Here is a 21257-nt window from a genome sequence, read left to right on the forward strand (position 1 = left end):
ATTCAGGTCGCGCGGTCTATTTAGCCAGCAATTCAGTCAGCCGTTAAGCGAGTCATCTCGCGGAGTCACCGACTCATGGACACTTCCAGCATCAACGCCCAAAGCATCTTCGACGACAACGCCACCACGCTGAAACTCAGCTGGCTGACGGGGCACGAAGGCTGGGAACGCGGCTTTTCGACCGAGACGGTGGCCACGGCCACGGCGAGCGCCGATCTCGTCGGCCACTTGAACCTGATCCACCCGAACCGCATCCAGGTGCTCGGCGACGCCGAAATTCACTACTACCAGCGCCAGACCGACGAAGACCGCTCGCGCCACATGGCCGAGCTGATCGCACTCGAACCGCCGTTTCTCGTCGTCGCCGACGGCATGACCGCGCCGCCCGAACTGGTGCTGCGTTGTACGCGTTCTTCCACGCCGCTCTTTACCACGCCGATGTCGGCGGCCACCGTCATCGACAGCCTGCGCCTCTACATGTCGCGCATACTCGCGCCGCGCGCGACGCTGCACGGCGTGTTTCTCGACATTCTCGGCATGGGCGTGCTGCTCACGGGCGACTCGGGTCTCGGCAAGAGCGAGCTGGGTCTGGAGCTGATCAGCCGCGGGCATGGTCTCGTGGCCGACGACGCTGTGGACTTCGTGCGCCTCGGCCCCGATTTCGTCGAGGGCCGTTGCCCGCCGCTGTTGCAGAACCTGCTCGAAGTGCGCGGCCTCGGCCTGCTCGACATCAAGACGATCTTCGGTGAAACGGCCGTACGCCGGAAGATGAAGCTCAAGCTCATCGTGCAGCTCGTACGCCGCCCGGACGGCGAGTTCCAGCGTCTGCCGCTGGAGAGCCAGACCGTCGACGTGCTCGGCCTGCCCATCAGCAAGGTCACGATCCAGGTGGCCGCGGGCCGCAACCTCGCCGTGCTGGTCGAGGCCGCCGTGCGCAACACGATCCTGCAATTGCGCGGCATCGATACCCTGCGCGACTTTATGGACCGCCAGCGTCTCGCCATGCAGGACCCCGACAGCCAGTTTCCCGGCAAGCTGATCTGACGCCCGAAGCGCGCGGCCGGCCAGGTGCGGCCGGCCAGGCGCGGCCGGCGAGGCGCGTGAAGCACGCCGCGCGCGTCCCCGAAACGAGCGCCTGCGGCCCGGAGAGCCAATACAGGCGCGCGAATCGGATGCTATGATGACCCAATCGGGTTCATCGACTCTCCCATGCGTATCATCCTGATCACCGGCATTTCGGGTTCCGGCAAGTCGGTTGCGCTCAACGCGCTCGAAGACGTCGGCTACTATTGCGTCGACAATCTGCCGCCGCGCTTTCTACCGCCGCTCGCCCAATATCTCAGCGACGACGGCTACGAACGCCTCGCCGTCGCTATCGATGCGCGCTCGAGTTCGTCGTTCGACGACATGCCGGAGATGATCCGCGACCTGGCTCTTCGCCACGACGTGCGCGTGCTCTTCCTCAACGCCAGTACGCAGTCGCTCATCCAGCGCTTCTCGGAAACGCGGCGCCGCCATCCGCTTTCGGGCTCCGCCGCGCACGACGCGAACGTGGGCATGCTCAAGTCACTCGAAGAAGCGATCGAGCACGAGCGCGAACTCGTCTCGAATCTCGCCGAATTCGGCCATCAGGTCGACACGAGCAACCTGAGTTCGAACGCGCTGCGCCAGTGGGTGAAAGTGTTCGTCGGCGGCGAGCGCGGCTCGCTCATGCTCACGTTCGAATCGTTCGGCTTCAAGCGCGGCGTGCCGCTCGACGCGGACCTCGTGTTCGATGTGCGCACGCTGCCGAACCCGCATTACGACGCTCGCCTGCGACCGCTCACCGGGCTCGATCAGCCCGTGATCGACTTTCTGAATGCGCAGCCGGCCGTTCACGAAATGATCGACGATGTCTATGCGTTCGTCGCGAAGTGGCTGCCGCACTTTCGCGCCGACAACCGCAGCTATCTCACCGTTGCGATTGGCTGCACGGGCGGACAACATCGATCGGTGTACATCGCCCAGACGCTCGCCACGCGCTTCGCCGGCGAGTCGAACGTTATCGTGCGTCACCGCGACGCGCCTCTCGATGTCGGAGAGTCGTCACGGCTGATCGCCTAACCGGCTGCGCATCGCGCGGCCCTTAACCGAAAGCGTTGCGCCATGTCCTCGTCTCCTGCCGTGCTTGGCCGTTTGCCGTTGTTCCCGCTGCATACGGTGCTGTTCCCCGGTGGCCTGCTGCCGCTCAAGATCTTCGAAGCGCGATACCTGGACATGGCGAGCGAGTGCCTGCGCGAGCAAACGCCTTTCGGCGTGTGCCTGCTCAAAAGCGGCGCGGAAGTCGCGCAGCCCGACGAGACGACTGCCGTGCCCGAATCCGTAGGCTGCCTCGCGCTCATCGAGCAATGCGATGTCGAGACCGTCGGCATGCTGCACATCCAGGCTCATGGCACGCAGCGCTTTCATCTGCTCTCGCATCGCGTCGAAGCCGACGGCCTGCTGGTGGGCATGGCCGAACTGATCCCCGAAGATATTCCGCTGGAAGGCGGCAAACAGCTCGCGCAATTCGGCGCGTGTGCGGAAGTGCTCGAGCGCATCATCGCGACGATCCGCGAGCGCGACCCCGCGAGCCTGCCGTTTGCGGAGCCGTTCCGCTTCGACGATCCCTCGTGGGTGTCGAACCGTCTGGCCGAGGTGCTGCCGATCGCGCTGCGCGCGCGCCAGAAGCTCATGGAGCTGAACGACGCGGGCGCGCGTATCGAAATCGTCCATCACTACATGCAGCAGCATCAGTTGCTTTGATGCGGCGTTGATGCGGCGTTGATGTCGCTTGCTCGCCGACTCAGATCAGCGGTCCACGCAAACCGTCGAGCAGCTTGCGCACCGGCGCGGGCACGCCATACGCGTCGATGTTGCCGAGCGACACCCATGCGGTCTGTCCATCGTTGGCTTCGAGCGGCGCGGCATCGTGCTTGAGTTCGATCACGCGCGGCTCGATGTCGAGCTTGAAATGCGTGAACGTATGCGTGAGCGGCATGAGCACGGAACTCGACGCCGCGCCCTCCGGCGTCACGCCGAAGTCCCGTGCGCGCTCGGCGAGCGCGGGTTCGTCCGCGGCTTCGGGCAAGCTCCACAATCCGCCCCAGATACCCGACGGCGGGCGCTTCTCCAGCATGACTGCATCGCCGTCGAGCAGCACGAGCATCCATGTGCGCCGCGTGGGGACGGCCTTCTTCGGTCGCGCGGCGGGCAGTTCGCGCTGACGTCCCGTCGTCTTCGCCACGCAGTCGTCAGCGAACGGGCAGCGCGCGCAGTCGGGCTTGCCGCGCCCGCACAGCGTCGCGCCGAGATCCATCAAGCCTTGCGTGTACGCGCTCACGTCGGCGTCGCTCGCTTTCGGACCCGGCACGAGCGTTTCGGCGAGCGTCCACATCGCGTTCTCCACGCGCTTTTCGCCAGGAAAGCCTTCCACGCCGAACACGCGCGCGAGCACGCGCTTCACGTTGCCGTCCAGGATCGTCTCGCGCGCGCCGAACGCGAACGAGGCGATCGCCGCCGCCGTCGAACGGCCGATGCCGGGCAGCTCCGCGAGCGCCTCGACCGTCGACGGAAACTTGCCGCCGTGGGTATCGGCCACGACCTGCGCGCAGCGGTGCAGATTGCGCGCGCGCGAGTAATAGCCGAGGCCGGCCCAGAGCGCCATTACGTCGTCGTCGGGCGCGGCGGCAAGCGCTTCGACCGTCGGAAAGCGCTCGAGAAAACGCGTGTAGTACGGAATCACGGTCGAAACCTGGGTCTGCTGCAGCATGATTTCCGAGAGCCAGATGCGGTACGGGTCGCGTGTGTTCTGCCACGGCAGGTCGTGACGGCCATGCTCGCGCTGCCAGGCGATCAGGCGCGGCGCGAAAGAGGTAAGGAGTTCGGCGGGATAGGCGCCAGCCGGCAGCGGCGCGGAAGTGGAGGACGTTCGGTACATGGAAAATGCGCGGCGCTCAGCGTTGGCAGCGCGGACAGAAATAGGTGGAACGTTGACTCTGCACGATTTGCTTGATCGGCGTGCCGCACACGCGGCAGGGTTGGCCCGCGCGATCATAAACGAAGTATTCGAGCTGAAAATAGCCGCTTTCGCCGTTGCTGCCGACGAAGTCGCGCAGCGTGCTGCCGCCCTTCTCGATGGCCGAGGCGAGCACGGCGCGCACGGCGTCCGCGAGGAGTTGGTAACGCGCAAGCGAAACGCGGCCCGCCGGGGTCGTCGGCCGGATGCCGGCGCGGAACAAGCTTTCCGATGCATAGATGTTGCCGACGCCCACCACGATATCGCCGGCGAGCAGCGCCTGCTTGACGGCGACCTTGCGGCCGCGGGTCTCGCGAAAGAGCAGCGCGCCGTCGAAGGCCAGCGTGAACGGCTCGATGCCGAGCCCCGCCAGCAGCGGATGGCCTAGCACGTCTCCCGCCTCGCGCGGGTGCCAGAGCACGGCGCCGAAACGGCGCGGGTCGCGAAAGCGCAGCGTGAAGTCGTCGAAGAACCAGTCGACGTGATCGTGCTTCTCAGCGGCAGGCGGCTTCGGCAGGTTGCGCAGCACGCGCAGCGTGCCGGTCATGCCGAGATGAACGATGAACCAGCCCTCGTCGACCTCGAACAGCAAATATTTGCCGCGCCGCCCGACCGAACGTATCGTACGGCCTCGCAACGTACGGGCGAGCGTGGCCGGCACGGGCCAGCGTAATGCGGGGTTGCGCACCTCCACACGCTCGACGCGGCGGCCCGCGACCCACGGTTCGATCCCCCTTCGGGTAACCTCGACTTCTGGCAACTCTGGCATGTCTGGCGGCCTGGTTCGGATGGTGGTCCGGGTTGGTCTGCAACTTGCGTAAACGTGTGTGCGCGTTGTGCGCGTATTGTAGCCAGCGCGTTACAATCGACCGAAACATTCGACGGAATTCCATGGAACTGTCTTTCGTTAAGCTGTTCGCGAAGCGTCCCGCGACGCCCCGCGTGCCTGCCGCCTTCGCCCGTCGCCTCGTTGGCGCCGCGGTTCTCGCCGCCTGGGCGCTGACCACGTCGAGCGCGTATGCGCAGGATCCGTCCCCCGACACGGACGACACTTCCGTCACCATGCCGGACGCTTTCGGCCCCGCCTCGCCCGACGAGAAGAAGGATCTGCCGGGCGTTCCGCTGTCGAGCCAGATCGTCTTCCAGGTGCTCGCCGCGGAAATCGCGCTGCAGCGCGACCAGCCTGCACCGGCCTTTCAAACGTATCTCGCGCTCGCGCGCGACACGCACGACCCGCGCATGGCGCAGCGTGGGACCGAAATCGCGCTCGCGGCGCAAAGCCCGTCCGACGCCCTGACCGCGGTCCAGCTCTGGCAGCAGTACGCGCCTGATTCGGAACGCGCGGCGCAGCTCGACGCTTCGCTGCTCGTGCTCGCCGGCAAGCCCGACGACGCCGAGCCGCTGCTCGCGAGCGAACTCGCGAAAGTACCCGCCGACAGCCGCGGCCAGGCCATCCTCTCGCTGCAGCTTCTGCTTTCGCGCGGCCCCAATCGCGTGGGCGGCCTGAACGTGCTCAAAGCGCTGCTCAAGGACGACATGAACCGTCCTGAGGCACAGCTCGCCATCGGCCGCCAGCAACTGCTCGCCGACGACGCGCCTGGCGCGCGCAAGTCTTTCGAGCAGGCGCTCGCGCTCAAGCCCGACTACCTTCCCGCCGCGCTGATGCTCGCGCAGATGGGCCCGGAGGAGCGCGCCGAAGGCATTGCGTCGATCGAAAAGTACGTCCAGCAGAACCCCAAGTCGCGTGAAGGGCGTCTCGCGCTCGCGCAGACCTATCTCGCTGCCGACCGCCTCGACGACGCGCAAAAGCAGTTCGAGATCCTGCACAAGGACAACGCGACCGACCTGATGCCGCTCATGGCGCTCGCGCTCATCAGCGTGCAGCAGAAGAAGTTCGACGCTGCGCAGAAGTATTTGACGCAATACGCGCAACTTGCCGAGAAGAATCCGGCCGCCGACCCCGGTCAGGCCTATATCTACCTCGCGCAGCTTTCGGTCGAACAGAAGGACGACGCCGGCGCGCAGAAGTGGCTCGACAAGATCCAGCCAAGCAGCCAGCAGTACGTGCCGGCCCAGATCACGCGCGCGCAGATCCTGGACAAGGAAGGCAAGACCGACGACGCGCGCCGTCAGCTCGCGAGCATTCAGGCCGACGATCCGCGCGACCAGGCGCTGATCGCGCGCACCGACGCCGCGATCCTGTTCGACGCGAAGCGCTACCCGGAGGCTGAGGCACGGCTCGCGAAGGCGACCGCCGACTTCCCCGACGATCCGGACCTCACCTATGACTACGCAATGGCCGCGGAAAAGACCGGCCACTACGACGTCATGGAAGCGCAGCTGCGCAAGCTGATCAAGACGCAGCCCGACAATCCGCAGGCCTACAACGCGCTGGGATATTCGCTTGCGGACCGCAATCAGCGCCTGCAGGAAGCCGACAAACTGGTGGAAAAAGCCTCGTCGCTCGCACCGGACGACGCGTTCATCATGGACAGCGTGGGCTGGGTGAAATTCCGCCTGGGCGACAACGCCGACGCGATCAAGCTCTTGCGCAAGGCCTACAGCCTGCAGCCGAACGCGGAAATTGGCGCGCACCTCGGCGAAGTGCTCTGGAAAAACGGCGACCAGGACGGCGCACGCGCAGCCTGGCGCGAGGCCCGCAAGCTCGAACCCGACAACGACACGCTCCTGAAGACGCTCAAGCGCCTCCAGGTCAACGATCTCTGATGGCAGAATTTTTCACTTCGGTTTCCCCCAAGGCCCTCCCCGTTGCGCGCGCCGCCCGTCTTGTACGGCGCGCGTCGCTCGGTGCAGCGGCGGCTGCGCTCCTCGCGCTCACGGGCTGCGCGACGCAACAGCCGCCGCGCCAGCCGTCCACCTCGAACGCCACGACCTCGCTCAGTACGCAGACGAACCGCGCCTATCATGGCCGCTTCGCCGTGCAGTACGTTGACCAGAACGGCCAGCAGCGCAACGCGTACGGCAACTTCGACTGGCACGAGACCGATTCGACGGTGACGCTGCAACTGCTCAATCCGCTCGGCCAGACGCTCGCGCTCGTCACCTCCGCGCCGTCGCAAGCCACGCTGGAACTGCCTAACCGCCAGCCGCTCACGGCCGACAACGTGAGCACGCTCATGCAGCAGGCGCTCGGCTTCGCACTGCCCGTGGAAGGGCTGCGCTACTGGCTGCAGCCTTCGGTCGCGCCCACGTCGCACGCGCGCACCACGCCCGACCCGCAGAATCCGCAGCGGCTTTCGCAGATCGAGCAGGACGGCTGGACCGTCGATTACGTCGCCTACGCGGACGCGCCGGCCAATGGCGTGAAGCGCGTCAATCTCACGCGCGAAGTCCCGCCGCTCCAGATCAAGCTCGTGCTCGACCAGTAAGCGGGCCGGTTACCGTCTCTCATCGGCAATATCTGGCCGGCATGCGCCGGCCAGAATCCAGGCATCATCCCAAGAGCATCATGATCGAAACCCAGGACTCGCTGCGCGACTGCCTAGCGCCCGCGAAACTCAATCTGTTCCTGCACATCACGGGCCGCCGTCCCAACGGCTATCACGATCTGCAGACCGTGTTCCAGTTGCTCGACTGGGGCGACACGCTGCATTTCACGCGCCGCCACGATGGCCGTATCACGCGCACCGTGGAAGTCGAAGGCGTACCCGCCGAGCACGATCTCACCGTGCGCGCCGCGACGCTGCTCAAGGAGCACACGGGCACGAGCGAGGGTGTCGAGATCGATATCGAAAAGCGTCTGCCGATGGGCGCGGGTCTCGGCGGCGGCAGCTCCGACGCAGCGACGACGCTGCTCGCGCTCAACCGCCTCTGGAAGCTCAACCTGCCGCGCGAGGAATTGCAGGCGCTCGCACTCAAGCTGGGTGCAGACGTACCCTTCTTCGTGTTCGGGAAAAATGCGTTCGCGGAGGGTGTTGGCGAAGCCCTCGAGGCTGTACAATTGCCCCCGCGTCATTTTTTGGTCGTGACGCCGCGGGTTCATGTTCCGACTGCCGAGATTTTTTCAGAAAAATCGTTGACAAGGGACACAAAGGCCTGCACAATTGCAGTCTTTCTTGCACAGCAAGCAACGCAGCAGGGATGGCCAGAAGGCTTCGGTCATAACGATATGCAAGCGGCTGTCGCAGGAAAATACGCGGAAGTAGCGCAAGTGCTTCGATGGTTTGAGAATGTCTCGAACAGCATCGCACCGGCGCGGATGACCGGATCGGGTGCCAGCGTTTTTGCAGCATTCGCCAGTCGGTCCGAAGCAGAATCGGCACAAGCCAGACTGCTTGCGGAACAACCGGACTGGAGAAGCGCGGTAGCCTCGAGTCTGAACAAGCATCCACTCTTCGCTTTCGCGGCATAGTTTTGCGTGGCCGATCGTCCTACCGGTCAGTCAGGCTCAAAGTTGAGTGTAGGGGAGTCGCCAAGTTGGTTAAGGCACCGGATTTTGATTCCGGCATGCGAGGGTTCGAGTCCTTCCTCCCCTGCCAAAAATTCCAGGCAGTTCGCTCTGTGGGTTACCCAGGGCAGTTCGCCTAAGTAGTTCCTCTCGCCCCCTCAAAGTCCGCAGCAGGTGCATGATGAGCAGCCATGACGGCCTGATGGTTTTTACTGGCAACGCAAATCCCGCGCTTGCCCAGGAAGTCGTCAACATCCTCGGTATTCCCCTCGGCAAGGCTATGGTTAGCCGCTTTTCCGACGGTGAAATCCAGGTCGAAATCCAGGAAAACGTGCGCGGCAAGGACGTCTTCGTCCTTCAGTCGACTTGCGCGCCGACCAACGACAACCTGATGGAACTGATGATCATGGTCGATGCGCTCAAGCGCGCATCCGCAGGCCGGATCACCGCAGCTATCCCCTACTTCGGCTATGCCCGTCAAGACCGCCGCCCCCGTTCGGCGCGCGTCGCCATCTCGGCGAAGGTCGTGGCGAACATGCTGGAAATCGCCGGCGTCGAGCGGATCATCACGATGGATCTGCACGCTGACCAGATTCAGGGCTTCTTCGATATTCCCGTCGACAACATCTACGCAACGCCCGTGCTGCTCGGCGATCTGCGCAAGCAGAATCACGAGAACCTGCTGGTCGTTTCGCCGGACGTCGGCGGCGTGGTGCGCGCCCGTGCGCTCGCCAAGCAACTGAATTGCGATCTCGCCATCATCGACAAGCGTCGTCCGAAGGCGAACGTCGCCGAAGTGATGAACATCATCGGTGAAGTCGAAGGCCGCACCTGCGTGATCATGGACGACATGGTCGATACCGCCGGCACGCTCTGCAAGGCAGCGCAAGTGCTGAAGGAACGCGGCGCGAAGAAGGTGTTCGCTTACGCCACGCACCCGGTTCTCTCGGGTGGCGCAGGCGAGCGTATCGCCGCTTCGGCTCTGGACGAACTGGTTGTGACAGACACGATTCCGCTGGGCGCCGAAGCGCGTTCGTGCGCGAAGATCCGCTCGCTCACGAGCGCAGGACTTCTCGCCGAAACGTTCTCGCGTATCCGTCGCGGCGACTCGGTGATGTCGCTGTTCGCGGAAAGCTAAGAATTGACGCGCAAGGCGCGGTGTTCGCAAGGACGCCGCGCTTTTGCACGTAATCGGCGCGAACGGACGATGGTTCGCGCTGCATCGCTGGGGGCCGCAAGGCAGGCATTCTGCTGAAAAGGCCCCGTTTTACTGCCTGGTCGCGGGCAGTGCAATGGAGAATCAAATGAAAGTCATCGCCTTCGAGCGTAACCTGCAAGGTACGGGTGCGAGCCGCCGCCTGCGCATTGCTGGCAAGACCCCTGGCATCGTTTACGGTGTCGGCGCCGAGCCGCAACTGATCGAAATCGATCACAACGCGCTGTGGCACGCCCTCAAGAAGGAAGCCTTCCACTCGTCGATCCTCGACCTCGAAGTGGCCGGCAAGTCGCAGCAAGTACTGCTGCGCGACGTGCAATACCACCCGTTCCGTCAGCTCGTGCTGCACGTGGACTTCCAGCGCGTGGATCCGAGCAAGAAGATCCACACGAAGGTGCCCCTGCACTTCATGAACCAGGAAACCAACCCGGCTGTGAAGACGGGTGGCGCGATCATCTCGCACGTTCTGGCTGAAATCGAAATCCAGTGCCTGCCGGGCCAACTGCCGGAATTCCTGGAAGTCGACCTCGCGAAGATCGAAGCCGGTCAATCGCTGCATGCCAAGGACATCCCCCTGCCCGCAGGCGTGACGCTGGTTCAGCACGTTGAAGCGGAGAACCCGGTCATCGTGTCGGCACCCGTGCCGGCTGGCGCCCAGGCGGCTGCTGAAGGCGAAGAAGCGCCGGCTGCGGAGTAAGCGCAGCGGCCTCAATGAGCCGATCCTCTCGATCCGTTTCCCTGAAACGGACGACGTGACCCGCCGCGGTTCGCCCCGGCGGGTTTTTTTTCGCACTTTTTCGTACACTTGCGGGTCAGTTCATCGATTTACGCAGGCGGAACACCACAATGATCAGGTTGATCGTCGGGCTCGGCAATCCGGGCGCCGAATACACGGCGACGCGCCACAACGCGGGCTTCTGGCTCGTGGACCAGCTCGCGCGCGAAGCCGGCACGACGCTGCGCGACGAGCGGCGCTTCCACGGCCACTATGCGAAGGCGCGCCTCTACGGCGAGGAAGTGCATCTGCTCGAACCGCAGACCTATATGAACCGCTCGGGGCAATCGGTCGTCGCACTCGCGGCCTTCTTCAAGATCCTGCCCGATCAGATCCTTGTCGCGCATGACGAGCTCGATCTGGCGCCCGGTACCGTCAAGCTCAAGCTCGGCGGCGGCAGCGGCGGCCACAACGGCCTGAAGGACATCTCCGCGCATCTGTCGACGCAGCAGTACTGGCGTTTGCGCATCGGCATCGGCCATCCGCGCGACCTGATTCCCGAAGGCTCGCGCGCCGGCGCGAAGCCCGATGTCGCGAACTTCGTGCTCAAGCCGCCGCGCCGCGAGGAGCAGGAGGTCATCGACGCCTCGATCGAGCGCGCGCTCGCCGTGATGCCGACGTTCGTGAAGGGCGAGGCCGAACGCGCGGTGATGCAGCTGCATCGCAATGGCTGAAACAAGGAGAGTGTCTTGAGTCGTTACTGGAGTGACATCGTCAACCGGCTCGTGCCCTACGTGCCGGGCGAACAGCCCGCGCTCGCGAAGCCGGTCAAGCTCAACACCAACGAGAATCCGTATGCGCCCTCGCCGCGCGTGCTCGAGGCGATCCGCCACGAGCTGGGCGAGACGGGCGAGTCGCTGCGCCGCTATCCCGACCCCGTCGCGAAGCGTCTGCGCGCCGCCGTGGCCGCGCATCACGGCATCCGCGCGGAGCAGGTGTTCGTCGGCAACGGCTCGGACGAGGTGCTCGCTCACGCATTCCAGGCGCTGCTCAAGCACGACAAGCCGATCCTCTTTCCCGACATTACCTACAGCTTCTACCCGACCTACGCGCGGCTCTACGAGGTCGAGTACCACACGGTGCCGCTCACGGAGCAGTTCACGATTAGCGTCGACGATTACCGGCAGCCCAATGGCGGCGTGATCTTCCCGAATCCGAACGCGCCTACGGGTCACGCGCTGCCGCTCGCGGAAATCGAGCGGCTTGTCGCAGCGAACACGGAATCCGTGGTGGTGATCGACGAAGCCTACGTGGATTTCGGCGCCCAATCGGCGATCGCGCTGATCGACCGCTATCCCAATCTGCTGGTCGTGCATACGACTTCCAAATCGCGCTCGCTCGCGGGCATGCGCGTGGGCTTCGCGTTCGGTCATCCCGATCTCATCGATGCGCTCAACCGCGTGAAGGACAGCTTCAACTCGTACCCGCTTGACCGCCTCGCGCAAGCCGCCGCGACCGCCGCTTACGAAGATGGCGACTGGCTCAGGACGACGAGCGCGCGCGTGATCGCAAGCCGCGAGCGGCTGACGGCCGCGCTCACGGCGCTCGGTTTTGAAGTGGTGCCTTCGGCGGCGAATTTCGTATTCGCGAAGCATCCCGCGCACGACGCAGCGGCAATTGCGGCCAAACTGCGCGAAAAGGAGATCTTCGTGCGCCATTTCAACGCGCCGCGCGTGAACCACCATCTGCGTATCTCAATCGGCACGGATGCCGAGTGCGACACGCTCATCGACGCATTGAAGGCCATCGTCGCGTAAGAAGACGGCAGGATGAAATCAAAAAACGCGCCAGTTGGCGCGTTTTTTATTTTCCGCAGAATTGCGCGATTCAGGCGTTGTTCTTGGCGGCCCTCAGCGCGTGGTACTTCTGCATCAACTGCTCGGGCGACTCGACATGCTCCGGATTCTTGGGAATGCACTCCACCGGGCACACCTGGATGCACTGCGGCTCATCGAAATGGCCGACACATTCGGTGCACTTCTTCGGGTCGATCACATAGATTTCCGGGCCCATCGAGATCGCGTCGTTCGGGCACTCGGGCTCGCACACGTCGCAATTGATGCACTCGTCGGTAATCATCAGGGCCATGCTGTTCTCATTTCCCGCCGGCGCGAAGGCCGGCTCACACGTTGCTTAGCCCGACAGTTTACGCTGCTTTGGCCGGGCGTTCACACCTTCGTAACCGGGGCGCCCATCGAGGCCACCTTGTCCTGCAAGCGCTTTTCCACGGACGGAAACACGAACTTGCTCACGTCGCCGCCCAACTGGGCGATTTCGCGCACGATCGTGCCCGAAATGAACTGATACTGGTCCGATGGCGTCATGAACATCGTCTCGACGTCGGGCAGCAGGTAGCGGTTCATGCCCGCCATCTGAAATTCGTATTCGAAGTCCGACACGGCGCGCAGGCCGCGCACGATCACGCGTGCGTTGTTGGTACGCACGAAGTCCTTCAGGAGCCCCTTGAAGCTCATGACCTGCACGTTCGGATAGTGGCCGAGCACCTCGTGGGCAATCTCGAGCCGCTCCTCCAGGGAGAAGAAAGGCTTCTTGTTGCGGCTGTCCGCAACGCCGACTACCAGCGTGTCGAAAATGCTCGACGCGCGCCGCACGAGATCTTCGTGGCCGCGCGTGAGCGGGTCGAAGGTACCGGGGTACACGGCGACTACCATGAGACTTCTCCTCTCAACAGAAATGGGGCGCAATGCAGTGCCGTGGCGCCGCATGCACACTTGCGTGCGTGACGGCCAAGCCGCCCGCCGCTTCTTATCGAACGCGCATTATTCCTCATTTTCGCGCTGCAGCAAATGATAGTGAACCGCCCCCGCCCGGCCCTCGCGCACCACGCTCCAGCCAGCCAGCGCGGGCCGCGCAGCCGGATCGATGCGCTCACCCGATTCCACGTAAAGCCAGCCGTCCGGCGCGACGAGCGGCGCGGCCAGTTCGAGCGAGCGCTCGAGCAGCGCGGTGTCGCCGAACGGCGGGTCGAGGAACACCACATCGAACGATCCTGGAGCGAGATTGGCCGCGAGGCGCAGTGCATCGGCTTCCGCGATTTCGATCATGCGCGCGCCAAGATGCGCCTGGTTCGCGCGCAGTTGCGCGGCGGCGCGCGCGCTGCGCTCCACCATCACGACCCGCGCAGCGCCGCGCGAGGCCGCCTCGAAGCCGAGGCCGCCGCTGCCCGCGAAAAGATCGAGACAACGCAGGCCGTCGAGACGCTGGCCGAGCCAGTTGAAGAGCGTTTCGCGCACGCGGTCGGGAGTCGGGCGCAGACCATCGAGGTCGAGCACCGGCAGCGGCGTGCGCTTCCAGTCGCCGCCGATGATGCGGATCGTGTGCGCGCCGCCACCGCCGCCACGTGCGCGCGGATCGGACTGATGGGTGCGGCCGCCTTGGCCGCGTGAAGGTGAAGAACGGGTCATGCGTTGGATAGTACGGCTGCGTGCATTTGGCCTCCGGCGGCCAAACTGCCGGCGGAACTCGACTGTGGGGTTCGACGCTTTAGCATCGCCCCCCCAATGCGCGCACGTTACCACAGGCTCGCGCAGGCGCCGCGTGCGCGCCGCCACGCTCCTCGGCGACGGCGCAGCGACTCCAGCTAACGCGCCTGATAAAATGCCATGTTTTCCGCGCGCTACCTCTTCCTATGCCGTCGCTGACCGCCCCTCGGTCCGATCCGCAGCGCGCCTGACCCACCCCAGACCATGTTCAGTTTCTTCAAACGATTCCGCGGCTCGAAGGACGCCGAGAATGCGCCGGCCGAGAACGCGCAGGACGAAGCCACCCTCGAGGTGCCGGACGAGGCCGTCGATGCGCGTGCCAACGCGGCGCACGAACCGTCGCCTGCGCCGTCCGCTCCACCGGCCGTGACCGCTCCGGTCGAGCCGCAGCAAGCCGACGACGACGAACCGGAAACCGTCGAAATCGTCCCGCCGCCCGCGCTCGAGCCCGAAGCCAGGCAATCGTGGCTCAAGCGCCTGAGATCGGGGCTCTCGAAAACCGGTTCGAACATTCAGAGCATCTTCGTCAACGCGAAGATCGACGACGAACTCTACGAAGAGCTCGAAACCGCGCTGCTGATGTCGGATGCGGGCGTCGACGCGACCGAATATCTGCTCGAAACGCTGCGCCAGAAGGTGCGCGCCGAGCGCCTGACCGACGCTCAGCAGGTGAAGAACGCCCTGCGCGAACTGCTCGTCGGCCTGCTCAAGCCGCTCGAAAAGTCGCTCATGCTCGGCCGCGCGCAGCCGCTCGTCATGATGATCGCGGGCGTGAACGGCGCGGGCAAGACCACCAGCATCGGCAAGCTCGCCAAGCATCTGCAAAGCTTCGACCAGAGCGTGCTGCTCGCCGCCGGCGACACCTTCCGCGCCGCCGCGCGCGAACAGCTCGCGATTTGGGGCCAGCGCAACAACGTGACGGTCGTGCAGCAGGAAAGCGGCGACCCGGCGGCGGTGATCTTCGACGCCGTGAGCGCCGCGCGCGCGCGCCGCATCGACGTGGTGATGGCCGACACCGCCGGCCGCCTGCCCACGCAATTGCACCTGATGGACGAGCTGAAGAAGGTCAAGCGCGTGATCGGCAAGGCGTTCGACGGCGCGCCGCACGAGGTGCTGCTCGTGATCGACGCGAACACGGGCCAGAACGCGCTCGCCCAGGTCAAGGCGTTCGACGACGCGCTCGGCCTGACCGGCCTCATCGTCACGAAGCTCGACGGCACCGCCAAGGGCGGCATTCTCGCCGCGATCGCGCGGCAGCGGCCGATTCCCGTGTATTTCATCGGCGTGGGCGAAAAGGTCGAAGACCTGCAGCCGTTCGTGGCCGAAGAATTCACCGACGCGCTGCTCGGCAGCTGAAAGCCGCCTTTAGCCGGTCTGGATGCACGAAGGGCGTCGTTCTCGCGAACGACGCCCTTTTTCATTGGCGCGGCCTGCGTCAGCCGGTCAGACACTCACTCCGTATCCGGCTGCATGCCCGGCGCGGCGCGCGCGAAGGCGTCTAGCGTGAGCGCGTAGTCGTTGATGCGCTGAATGGTCGGGTACAGCGTCGTGTCGATCTTGAAGCGGTTCGCGTTGTAGACCTGCGGCACGATGCAAAGATCGGCGACGGTCGGCGTATCGCCGAAAGCCAGCTTGCCGGTGCGCGAATCGCTGGCGAGCCGCTGTTCGAGCGTCGCGAAGCCCGCCTCGATCCAGTGGCGGTACCACGCGTCTTTCGTCGCGTCGTCCGCGCCCACGGTGTGCTTCAGGTACTTGAGCACGCGCAGGTTGTCTACCGGATGGATCTCGCACGCCACCTGCAGCGCGAGCGAGCGCACGTGAGCGCGATCGACAGGCGACTTCGGCAGCAGCGGCGGCTCGGGATGCGTCTCTTCCATATACTCGATGATCGCGAGCGATTGCTGTAGCGTGTGCCCTTCGTCGTCGACCAACGATGGGACGATCGCGTCGGGATTCACCTGGCGGTAGGCGGGCTTGAGCTGCTCGCCGCCGTCGCGCACAAGGTGAACCGGCACGTACTCGTACGACAGGTTCTTCAGATTCAGCGCAATTCGCACCCGATACGACGCCGAACTGCGGAAATAGCTGTAAAGCTTCATGCTCCTCTCTTGCTCCTCTTGAATCGTGATGCAGCGCGCGCCCTCAGACGACGCGCACGGCGAATTCGCCGATCCCCGCCACACCGCCCGTCATCAGATCCCCCTTGACCACGGCGCCCACGCCTTCGGGCGTGCCGGTGTAGATCAGGTCGCCGGCCTTGAGTTCGAAGAGCGTCGAAAGGAACGCGATCGTATCGGCGACCGGCCAGATCATCTGTGAGATGTCGGCGCGCTGTTTCTCCTCGCCGTTGACCGCGAGCCAGATTTCGCCCTTCGCGAGCTGGCCGATCTTCGAAACCGGATGGATCGGGCCGATCGGCGCCGAGTGGTCGAAGCCCTTGGCCGTATCCCACGGACGACCGAGCTTTTTCGCCTCGCCCTGCAAGTCGCGGCGCGTCATATCGAGGCCGAGCGCGTAGCCATACACGTGGTCGAGCGCGCTCGCGACGGGAATGTCCTTGCCACCCTTGCCGATGGCCGCGACGAGCTCCATTTCGAAGTGCACGTTCTGCGATTGCGCGGGATACGGGAATTCGGCGGTCGAGCCGGGCGCAACGTAGAGCACGGCGTCGGCGGGCTTCGAGAAGAAGAACGGCGGTTCACGGTTCGGATCGTGGCCCATCTCGCGCGCATGCGCTTCGTAATTGCGGCCAACGCAGTAGATCCGCCGCACCGGGAAACGCGTATCGCTGCCCGCCACCGGCACCGAGGCGAGCGCCGCCGGCTCGAATACGTATGTCATGGAGTTCTCCGTCTTTGTAATGGCGCGTGCGCGAGGCACGCGGGCCTGTAGATCGTACGGCTTGCGCCGCCGGAACAATCGCGAGTGTAACGCGCTGCGGTGGGGGTGCGCGGCGCCGCCTTCACGCGGCCGGCGAGGCGCGGCCGGCGAGGCGCGGCCGGCGAGGCACCGCGTGCTCGTGCGATACTTCCCGCATCCCCCATTTTGAATTCGACGGCGGCCCGCCGCACGCCGTCGAACGAACCGCGCTCGCCCATGATCACCGCCGACTCCACCGACATCTTCCCGTGCGCCCGCTTCATCAAGGAGATCGGCCGCGGACCGCACGGCGCTCGCTCGCTCTCGTCCGAAGACACGCACGCCCTCTACGCAGCCATGCTCGACGGCCGCGTGCCCGAACTGGAGCTGGGCGCGGTGCTGCTCGCCTACCGCCTCAAGGGAGAAACCGCGGACGAACTGGCCGCCATGCTCTGCGCTGCGCACGCCTCGTTCGCGCCGCTCGCGGTGCCGCAAGGCGACTATCGGCCCGTGTCGATCCCAAGCTACAACGGCGCGCGCAAGCAGCCGAATCTCGTGCCGCTGCTCGCCTTGCTGCTCGCGCGCGAAGGCGTGCCGGCGCTCGTGCATGGCGTCGTCACCGATCCGGGCCGCGTCACGAGCGCGGAAATCTTCGCCGCATTGAATCGGCCCGAAGTACACGATCACGCCGAAATCGAGGCGCAACTCGCGGCGGGCCGCGTGGCGTTTTCGTCGATCGAAACGCTCGCGCCCAAACTCGCGCGCCTGCTCTCGATGCGCCGGCGCATGGGCGTGCGCAACTCCACGCATACGCTCGTGAAGCTGCTGCAGCCGTTCGCGGAGCCGGGCCTGCGTCTCGTGAACTACACGCACCCGCCGTATCGCGAAAGTCTGAGCGCCCTGTTCGCGGCGCATCCGGAAGCGGCGGTGGGCGGCGCGTTGCTCGCGCGCGGCACCGAGGGCGAAGCCGTTGCCGATACGCGCCGCCAGGTGCAGGTCGACTGGCTGCACGACGGCATCTGCGAAACGCTGGTCGAACCGGAGCGCTCGTCGCCCGGCGCGCCCGAAGTCGATCTCCCCGAAGGCCGCGACGCGCCCACTACGGCCGCCTGGATCGACGCCGTGTTGCGCGGCGAAGCGCCGGTTCCGCATGCGATCACGCGCCAGATCGAGACGATCAAGCGCATCGCGAAGCGTTGACGATCGAACCCGAAACACGTCGCCTAAGCCGCCCGGAGCCGCGCGGGGCGGGTGACGCACGCGTTCCTCTCCAGGCCCATCGGTACGCTTCATCGGCGATCTTCACGCATCTTCACGCGGCCCATCTGCAAAATCGCTGTTGACACGCGCAACCGCCGTGATTTACATTCGACGAATGCGTTTCTACCCGAACACCCTCCGAATTACCCTCGGCCGACTATCGGCCCTATCGCTACGCCTAGCCTAAAGCTGGTGTAGCGCCGCAACGACCTCTCCTCCGGTCACCGCGGTCCTCCCAAAGCAGTTCTCGCAGTACCCCAAATCCGCTGTATCTCTACAACCTGTCGTCTGCATTCGTCCGCTTACCGTTCGGACGAGTCGCGAGGTCAAAATGCACGTTGCATGGGCATCGTTCACGTCCGCTTTCGCCGCGCCGGTTACCGCCGTCACCGTGGCCGTCTTCTTCGCGTCCGAGGTTGCCGCCCGTACGCGTGAAGTTCCGCGCATCGTGCTCCGTCGCCAGAGCGCCAGCCGCCCGCTGCCGACCGCCATCGCAAACGACACCCAGAAGAACGAGGCTCGTCATGTTGCGTAATCCCGCCGAGAAGTACCGACCCTTCCCCGCCATCCGTTTGAACGGCCGAAAATGGCCGACACGCACCGTCGAGCGCGCGCCGATCTGGATGAGCACCGACCTGCGCGACGGCAACCAGTCGCTGATCGAGCCGATGAGCATCGAGCAGAAGACCGAATTCTTCGAATTGCTCGTCGCGATCGGCTTCAAGGAAATCGAAGTCGGCTTTCCGTCCGCTTCGCAGACCGACTTCGATTTCGTGCGCAAGCTGATCGACGAAAAACGCATTCCCGACGATGTGACCATCGAGGTGCTCGTGCAGTCGCGCGAAGAATTGATCGCGCGCACGTTCGAAGCGCTCGAAGGCGTGCCGCGCGCCATCGTCCACCTCTACAACGCGATCTGCCCCTCGTTCCGCAAGATCGTGTTCGGCCAGTCCAAGGAGGAAGTCAAAGCGCTCGCGGTCGAAGGCACGCGCATCATCCGCGGATATGCCGATAAAAACCCGCAAACGCACTGGACTTACCAGTATTCGCCTGAAACCTTCAGCATGACCGAGCTGACTTTCGCGCGCGAAGTCTGCGATGCGGTGGCCCAGACGTGGCGCCCCACACGCGATCACAAGATGATCGTGAATCTTCCGGCGACCGTCGAAGCGGCGATGCCGAATGTCTACGCCGACCAGATCGAGTGGATGGACCGCAATCTCGCCTACCGCGACAGCATCGTGCTGTCGGTGCATCCTCACAACGACCGCGGCACGGCGGTGGCCGCTGCCGAAATGGCGCTGCTCGCCGGCGCGGACCGGATCGAAGGCTGCCTCTTCGGCAACGGCGAGCGCACCGGCAACGTCGATCTCGTCACGCTCGCGATGAACCTCTACACCCAGGGCATCGACCCAGGCCTCGACTTCTCGGACATCGACGCCGTGCGCCGCGTGGTCGAGCGCTGCAATCAGTTGCCCGTGCATCCGCGCCATCCGTACGCGGGCGACCTTGTGTTCACGGCGTTCTCGGGCTCGCACCAGGATGCGATCCGCAAGGGCTTCGCGCAGCAGCAGCCCGACGCCGTCTGGGAAGTGCCCTATCTCCCGATCGATCCTGCCGACCTCGGCCGCAGCTATGACGCGGTGATCCGCGTGAACAGCCAGTCGGGCAAGGGTGGCGCGACCTATCTGCTCGAGCGCGGCATGGGCTTCACGCCGCCGCGCCGCGTCCAGATTGAGTTCAGCCACGCCGTGCAGACCGTCGCCGATACATCGGGCGAAGAAGTCACGGGCGATGCAGTCTGCGCGCTGTTCGCGCGTGAGTACTTCGAAACGCGCGGGCCGGCTGCCAGCGCCGGTTCAGGCCGTGTGCGCTGGGAAGGCCGCGATGTGGCCATGCCGGTTGCCGCCAGCAGCGATGAGGCACATGCGCAAGCTGTGGCCGCCGCCATCGCGGCAATCGCCGGCGAGCACATTGAAATCACGTCGTTCGAGACCGACCGCACCTCGCAGGGCGGTACGGCCGTGTTCGTCGGCGCGCGCGTGGGCGGCCAGCCGCTGCGCCACGGCGTCGGCGTGGGCGAAGACGCGGTCCATGCGTGTATCGCGGCGGTCGTCAGCGCGGTTAATCGCGCTGCCTGGCCGCACATGGATCGGCGCGCGGCGGCCTGACGCCTTCCGCGCGCGGTGCGCGAAGCAGCTTGAGTTTGAGCAGGGAAAGCGGCGGCATTGTTGAGCGCCGGCGGCAAAACGGGCCGTCGGCGTGCGCCTGAAGCGCCTACGCGGCGGTTCAGCGAGTGGACTTACCGGTCGTCACTCGATCGCGCAACGCGTCGCCTGCCATGCGAGCAGACGCCAGTGGCCCCCTTCCTGTGTCTGAATCGCCGTATAGGCGATCGGAAAGAGCAGCGCACCGTTGTTCGCTTCCATCTCGATGAGCACACGGCCCGAGACCACGCAGGCCTCGTTGCCCACGTGCAGCAGGTCCTGCGACTGGATCTCGATCTGGCGGTAGCGGCGGCGGCCCGCCGTGATCGCGTCGATGAACTGCTGCTTGGTCTCGCGTTTGCCGTTGGTGTGCACGAAGGTCGCGTGGTCGGACAGCAACTGATCCAGCGACGTGCCGTCGCCGTCGACCATCGCGCGAAAGCGCTCGCGCTCAAGTCCGCGAATCGCATCGATTAGTTCTGCCGCCATCGCTTGAGCCCCTTGCGCGTCGGCCCGCGCCTGAGCGCAGATCGACGCCGAAGATTTTCTGCATACGTCTGGCTGAAATTTATACCAGGTTTTGGCGCAAGGATACTTGCGATCAAAGACAACGCCTCCATGTATGGTGCATACGCCACGCGCCGGCGAAAACCGCGCGTTTGGCGCCAGCGTCATCCACGGGCGCGCCCGGATGTCGCAGCGCAGCACTTTCGTCTTCGTCCGATGTCTATTTAGTAGACTGCGTGGCATCCAGGCGCTGCGCCGCCCTTCGAGCGTCGCCGATTCAACCCTTTATTTCCCGCGCACTCGCGCCGGACTGCGCCCCGTTCTAGAGTGTTCCTTCGGCCCGCCCCTGCGCGGGCCTGCGCCGGGCGCCAGGCCCCGCCCTGCTTGCCTGCCGGCGTTTAGTGTAATCTATCGATACAACCATTTCGATAGGAATCAAGGAACCTTGAAGCCCCTACAGACTCCAAGTATTAGCACTCGGGGATT

General features: G+C 64.9%; 21 protein-coding genes and 1 tRNA gene. 14 read left to right on the plus strand and 8 right to left on the minus strand.

Features of this window, described 5'->3' with window-relative positions:
- The first annotated feature begins 75 nt into the window (after positions 1-75).
- From hprK to M3I53_RS03585, 3 genes are all read left to right on the plus strand, one after another.
- The gene (gene hprK / locus M3I53_RS03575; protein WP_028201859.1) at positions 76-1044 is read left to right on the plus strand and encodes an HPr(Ser) kinase/phosphatase; all 969 of its coding nucleotides are present in this window, start codon (positions 76-78) and stop codon (positions 1042-1044) included.
- A gap of 165 nt (positions 1045-1209) precedes the next feature.
- Positions 1210-2103, plus strand: coding sequence for an RNase adapter RapZ (rapZ, locus tag M3I53_RS03580; protein ID WP_254314587.1), 894 nt, complete (start codon positions 1210-1212; stop codon positions 2101-2103).
- A gap of 42 nt (positions 2104-2145) precedes the next feature.
- Complete coding sequence (locus M3I53_RS03585) at positions 2146-2784, plus strand: LON peptidase substrate-binding domain-containing protein (RefSeq protein WP_254314588.1); 639 nt, start codon at positions 2146-2148, stop codon at positions 2782-2784.
- 40 nt (positions 2785-2824) lie between these two features.
- On the opposite strand, the gene mutY is transcribed toward M3I53_RS03585, so the two are convergent.
- A complete protein-coding gene (gene mutY / locus M3I53_RS03590; protein WP_254314589.1) occupies positions 2825-3958 on the minus strand; it encodes an A/G-specific adenine glycosylase in 1134 nt (377 codons plus the stop codon).
- 16 nt (positions 3959-3974) lie between these two features.
- Positions 3975-4805 (minus strand): bifunctional DNA-formamidopyrimidine glycosylase/DNA-(apurinic or apyrimidinic site) lyase, encoded by an 831-nt coding sequence (gene mutM / locus M3I53_RS03595; protein ID WP_254314590.1) that lies wholly within the window; start codon positions 4803-4805, stop codon positions 3975-3977.
- Positions 4806-4927: 122 nt separating this feature from the next.
- Between mutM and M3I53_RS03600 the strand changes: the two genes are divergently transcribed.
- The 8 genes from M3I53_RS03600 (at position 4928) to hisC (ending at position 12192) form a co-directional block, all read left to right on the plus strand.
- The gene (locus tag M3I53_RS03600) at positions 4928-6763 is read left to right on the plus strand and encodes a tetratricopeptide repeat protein (protein WP_254314591.1); all 1836 of its coding nucleotides are present in this window, start codon (positions 4928-4930) and stop codon (positions 6761-6763) included.
- Positions 6763-7425 (plus strand): lipoprotein insertase outer membrane protein LolB, encoded by a 663-nt coding sequence (lolB, locus tag M3I53_RS03605; protein WP_254314592.1) that lies wholly within the window; start codon positions 6763-6765, stop codon positions 7423-7425. The genes M3I53_RS03600 and lolB overlap by 1 nt, the downstream gene beginning before the upstream one ends.
- Positions 7426-7505: 80 nt before the next feature.
- On the plus strand, positions 7506-8408 hold the full coding sequence (gene ispE, locus M3I53_RS03610) for a 4-(cytidine 5'-diphospho)-2-C-methyl-D-erythritol kinase (RefSeq protein ID WP_254314593.1): 903 nt from the start codon (positions 7506-7508) through the stop codon (positions 8406-8408).
- Between the two features lie 50 nt (positions 8409-8458).
- A tRNA-Gln gene (locus tag M3I53_RS03615) sits at positions 8459-8535 on the plus strand.
- A gap of 90 nt (positions 8536-8625) precedes the next feature.
- Positions 8626-9582, plus strand: coding sequence for a ribose-phosphate pyrophosphokinase (locus tag M3I53_RS03620; RefSeq protein WP_254314729.1), 957 nt, complete (start codon positions 8626-8628; stop codon positions 9580-9582).
- 166 nt (positions 9583-9748) lie between these two features.
- Positions 9749-10357: a 50S ribosomal protein L25/general stress protein Ctc gene (locus M3I53_RS03625; RefSeq protein WP_254314594.1), complete on the plus strand. Its 609-nt coding sequence runs from the start codon at positions 9749-9751 to the stop codon at positions 10355-10357.
- 149 nt (positions 10358-10506) lie between these two features.
- Positions 10507-11109: an aminoacyl-tRNA hydrolase gene (gene pth / locus M3I53_RS03630; RefSeq protein ID WP_254314595.1), complete on the plus strand. Its 603-nt coding sequence runs from the start codon at positions 10507-10509 to the stop codon at positions 11107-11109.
- Between the two features lie 15 nt (positions 11110-11124).
- Positions 11125-12192, plus strand: a complete 1068-nt coding sequence (hisC, locus tag M3I53_RS03635) for a histidinol-phosphate transaminase (RefSeq protein WP_254314596.1) — start codon at positions 11125-11127, stop codon at positions 12190-12192.
- Positions 12193-12262: 70 nt separating this feature from the next.
- Here the strand turns inward: hisC and M3I53_RS03640 are convergent, their stop codons facing one another.
- The 3 genes from M3I53_RS03640 to rsmD form a co-directional block, all read right to left on the minus strand.
- Complete coding sequence (locus tag M3I53_RS03640; RefSeq protein WP_254314597.1) at positions 12263-12523, minus strand: YfhL family 4Fe-4S dicluster ferredoxin; 261 nt, start codon at positions 12521-12523, stop codon at positions 12263-12265.
- An 80-nt stretch (positions 12524-12603) separates the two neighbouring features.
- Positions 12604-13107, minus strand: coding sequence for a pantetheine-phosphate adenylyltransferase (gene coaD / locus M3I53_RS03645; protein ID WP_254314598.1), 504 nt, complete (start codon positions 13105-13107; stop codon positions 12604-12606).
- A gap of 108 nt (positions 13108-13215) precedes the next feature.
- Entirely contained in the window at positions 13216-13860 is a 645-nt protein-coding gene (rsmD, locus tag M3I53_RS03650; protein ID WP_254314599.1) for a 16S rRNA (guanine(966)-N(2))-methyltransferase RsmD, read from the minus strand.
- A 282-nt stretch (positions 13861-14142) separates the two neighbouring features.
- Here rsmD and ftsY point away from each other — a divergent pair, with 282 nt between their 5' ends.
- Entirely contained in the window at positions 14143-15294 is a 1152-nt protein-coding gene (gene ftsY, locus M3I53_RS03655) for a signal recognition particle-docking protein FtsY (protein WP_254314600.1), read from the plus strand.
- Positions 15295-15389: 95 nt separating this feature from the next.
- Here ftsY and maiA read toward each other — a convergent pair whose 3' ends face one another.
- Together maiA and M3I53_RS03665 are read right to left on the minus strand one after the other, a co-directional pair.
- A complete protein-coding gene (maiA, locus tag M3I53_RS03660) occupies positions 15390-16037 on the minus strand; it encodes a maleylacetoacetate isomerase (protein ID WP_254314601.1) in 648 nt (215 codons plus the stop codon).
- A 43-nt stretch (positions 16038-16080) separates the two neighbouring features.
- Complete coding sequence (locus M3I53_RS03665; RefSeq protein ID WP_254314602.1) at positions 16081-16779, minus strand: fumarylacetoacetate hydrolase family protein; 699 nt, start codon at positions 16777-16779, stop codon at positions 16081-16083.
- A 255-nt stretch (positions 16780-17034) separates the two neighbouring features.
- On the opposite strand from M3I53_RS03665, the gene ybiB reads away from it, so the two are divergent.
- Together ybiB and leuA are read left to right on the plus strand one after the other, a co-directional pair.
- Complete coding sequence (gene ybiB, locus M3I53_RS03670; protein WP_254314603.1) at positions 17035-17997, plus strand: DNA-binding protein YbiB; 963 nt, start codon at positions 17035-17037, stop codon at positions 17995-17997.
- Positions 17998-18581: 584 nt separating this feature from the next.
- Positions 18582-20228, plus strand: coding sequence for a 2-isopropylmalate synthase (leuA, locus tag M3I53_RS03675; protein WP_254314604.1), 1647 nt, complete (start codon positions 18582-18584; stop codon positions 20226-20228).
- A 141-nt stretch (positions 20229-20369) separates the two neighbouring features.
- Here the strand turns inward: leuA and M3I53_RS03680 are convergent, their stop codons facing one another.
- On the minus strand, positions 20370-20753 hold the full coding sequence (locus M3I53_RS03680; protein ID WP_254314605.1) for a nuclear transport factor 2 family protein: 384 nt from the start codon (positions 20751-20753) through the stop codon (positions 20370-20372).
- Between the last annotated feature and the right edge of the window lie 504 nt (positions 20754-21257).

It is taken from the genome of Paraburkholderia sp. CNPSo 3272, assembly GCF_024206495.1.
In the GTDB taxonomy this organism is placed as follows: Bacteria; Pseudomonadota; Gammaproteobacteria; order Burkholderiales; family Burkholderiaceae; genus Paraburkholderia.

Coding starts and splice junctions, on each gene's coding strand:
- hprK (WP_028201859.1), top strand. CDS start 76: ATGGACACTTCCAGCATCAACGCCCAAAGCATCTTCGACGACAACGCC.
- M3I53_RS03640 (WP_254314597.1), bottom strand. CDS start 12,523: ATGGCCCTGATGATTACCGACGAGTGCATCAATTGCGACGTGTGCGAG.
- ispE (WP_254314593.1), top strand. CDS start 7,506: ATGATCGAAACCCAGGACTCGCTGCGCGACTGCCTAGCGCCCGCGAAA.
- mutY (WP_254314589.1), bottom strand. CDS start 3,958: ATGTACCGAACGTCCTCCACTTCCGCGCCGCTGCCGGCTGGCGCCTAT.
- lolB (WP_254314592.1), top strand. CDS start 6,763: ATGGCAGAATTTTTCACTTCGGTTTCCCCCAAGGCCCTCCCCGTTGCG.
- M3I53_RS03585 (WP_254314588.1), top strand. CDS start 2,146: ATGTCCTCGTCTCCTGCCGTGCTTGGCCGTTTGCCGTTGTTCCCGCTG.
- maiA (WP_254314601.1), bottom strand. CDS start 16,037: ATGAAGCTTTACAGCTATTTCCGCAGTTCGGCGTCGTATCGGGTGCGA.
- rsmD (WP_254314599.1), bottom strand. CDS start 13,860: ATGACCCGTTCTTCACCTTCACGCGGCCAAGGCGGCCGCACCCATCAG.
- mutM (WP_254314590.1), bottom strand. CDS start 4,805: ATGCCAGAGTTGCCAGAAGTCGAGGTTACCCGAAGGGGGATCGAACCG.
- M3I53_RS03680 (WP_254314605.1), bottom strand. CDS start 20,753: ATGGCGGCAGAACTAATCGATGCGATTCGCGGACTTGAGCGCGAGCGC.
- ftsY (WP_254314600.1), top strand. CDS start 14,143: ATGTTCAGTTTCTTCAAACGATTCCGCGGCTCGAAGGACGCCGAGAAT.
- pth (WP_254314595.1), top strand. CDS start 10,507: ATGATCAGGTTGATCGTCGGGCTCGGCAATCCGGGCGCCGAATACACG.
- M3I53_RS03620 (WP_254314729.1), top strand. CDS start 8,626: ATGAGCAGCCATGACGGCCTGATGGTTTTTACTGGCAACGCAAATCCC.
- rapZ (WP_254314587.1), top strand. CDS start 1,210: ATGCGTATCATCCTGATCACCGGCATTTCGGGTTCCGGCAAGTCGGTT.
- leuA (WP_254314604.1), top strand. CDS start 18,582: ATGTTGCGTAATCCCGCCGAGAAGTACCGACCCTTCCCCGCCATCCGT.
- M3I53_RS03600 (WP_254314591.1), top strand. CDS start 4,928: ATGGAACTGTCTTTCGTTAAGCTGTTCGCGAAGCGTCCCGCGACGCCC.
- M3I53_RS03625 (WP_254314594.1), top strand. CDS start 9,749: ATGAAAGTCATCGCCTTCGAGCGTAACCTGCAAGGTACGGGTGCGAGC.
- M3I53_RS03665 (WP_254314602.1), bottom strand. CDS start 16,779: ATGACATACGTATTCGAGCCGGCGGCGCTCGCCTCGGTGCCGGTGGCG.
- coaD (WP_254314598.1), bottom strand. CDS start 13,107: ATGGTAGTCGCCGTGTACCCCGGTACCTTCGACCCGCTCACGCGCGGC.
- ybiB (WP_254314603.1), top strand. CDS start 17,035: ATGATCACCGCCGACTCCACCGACATCTTCCCGTGCGCCCGCTTCATC.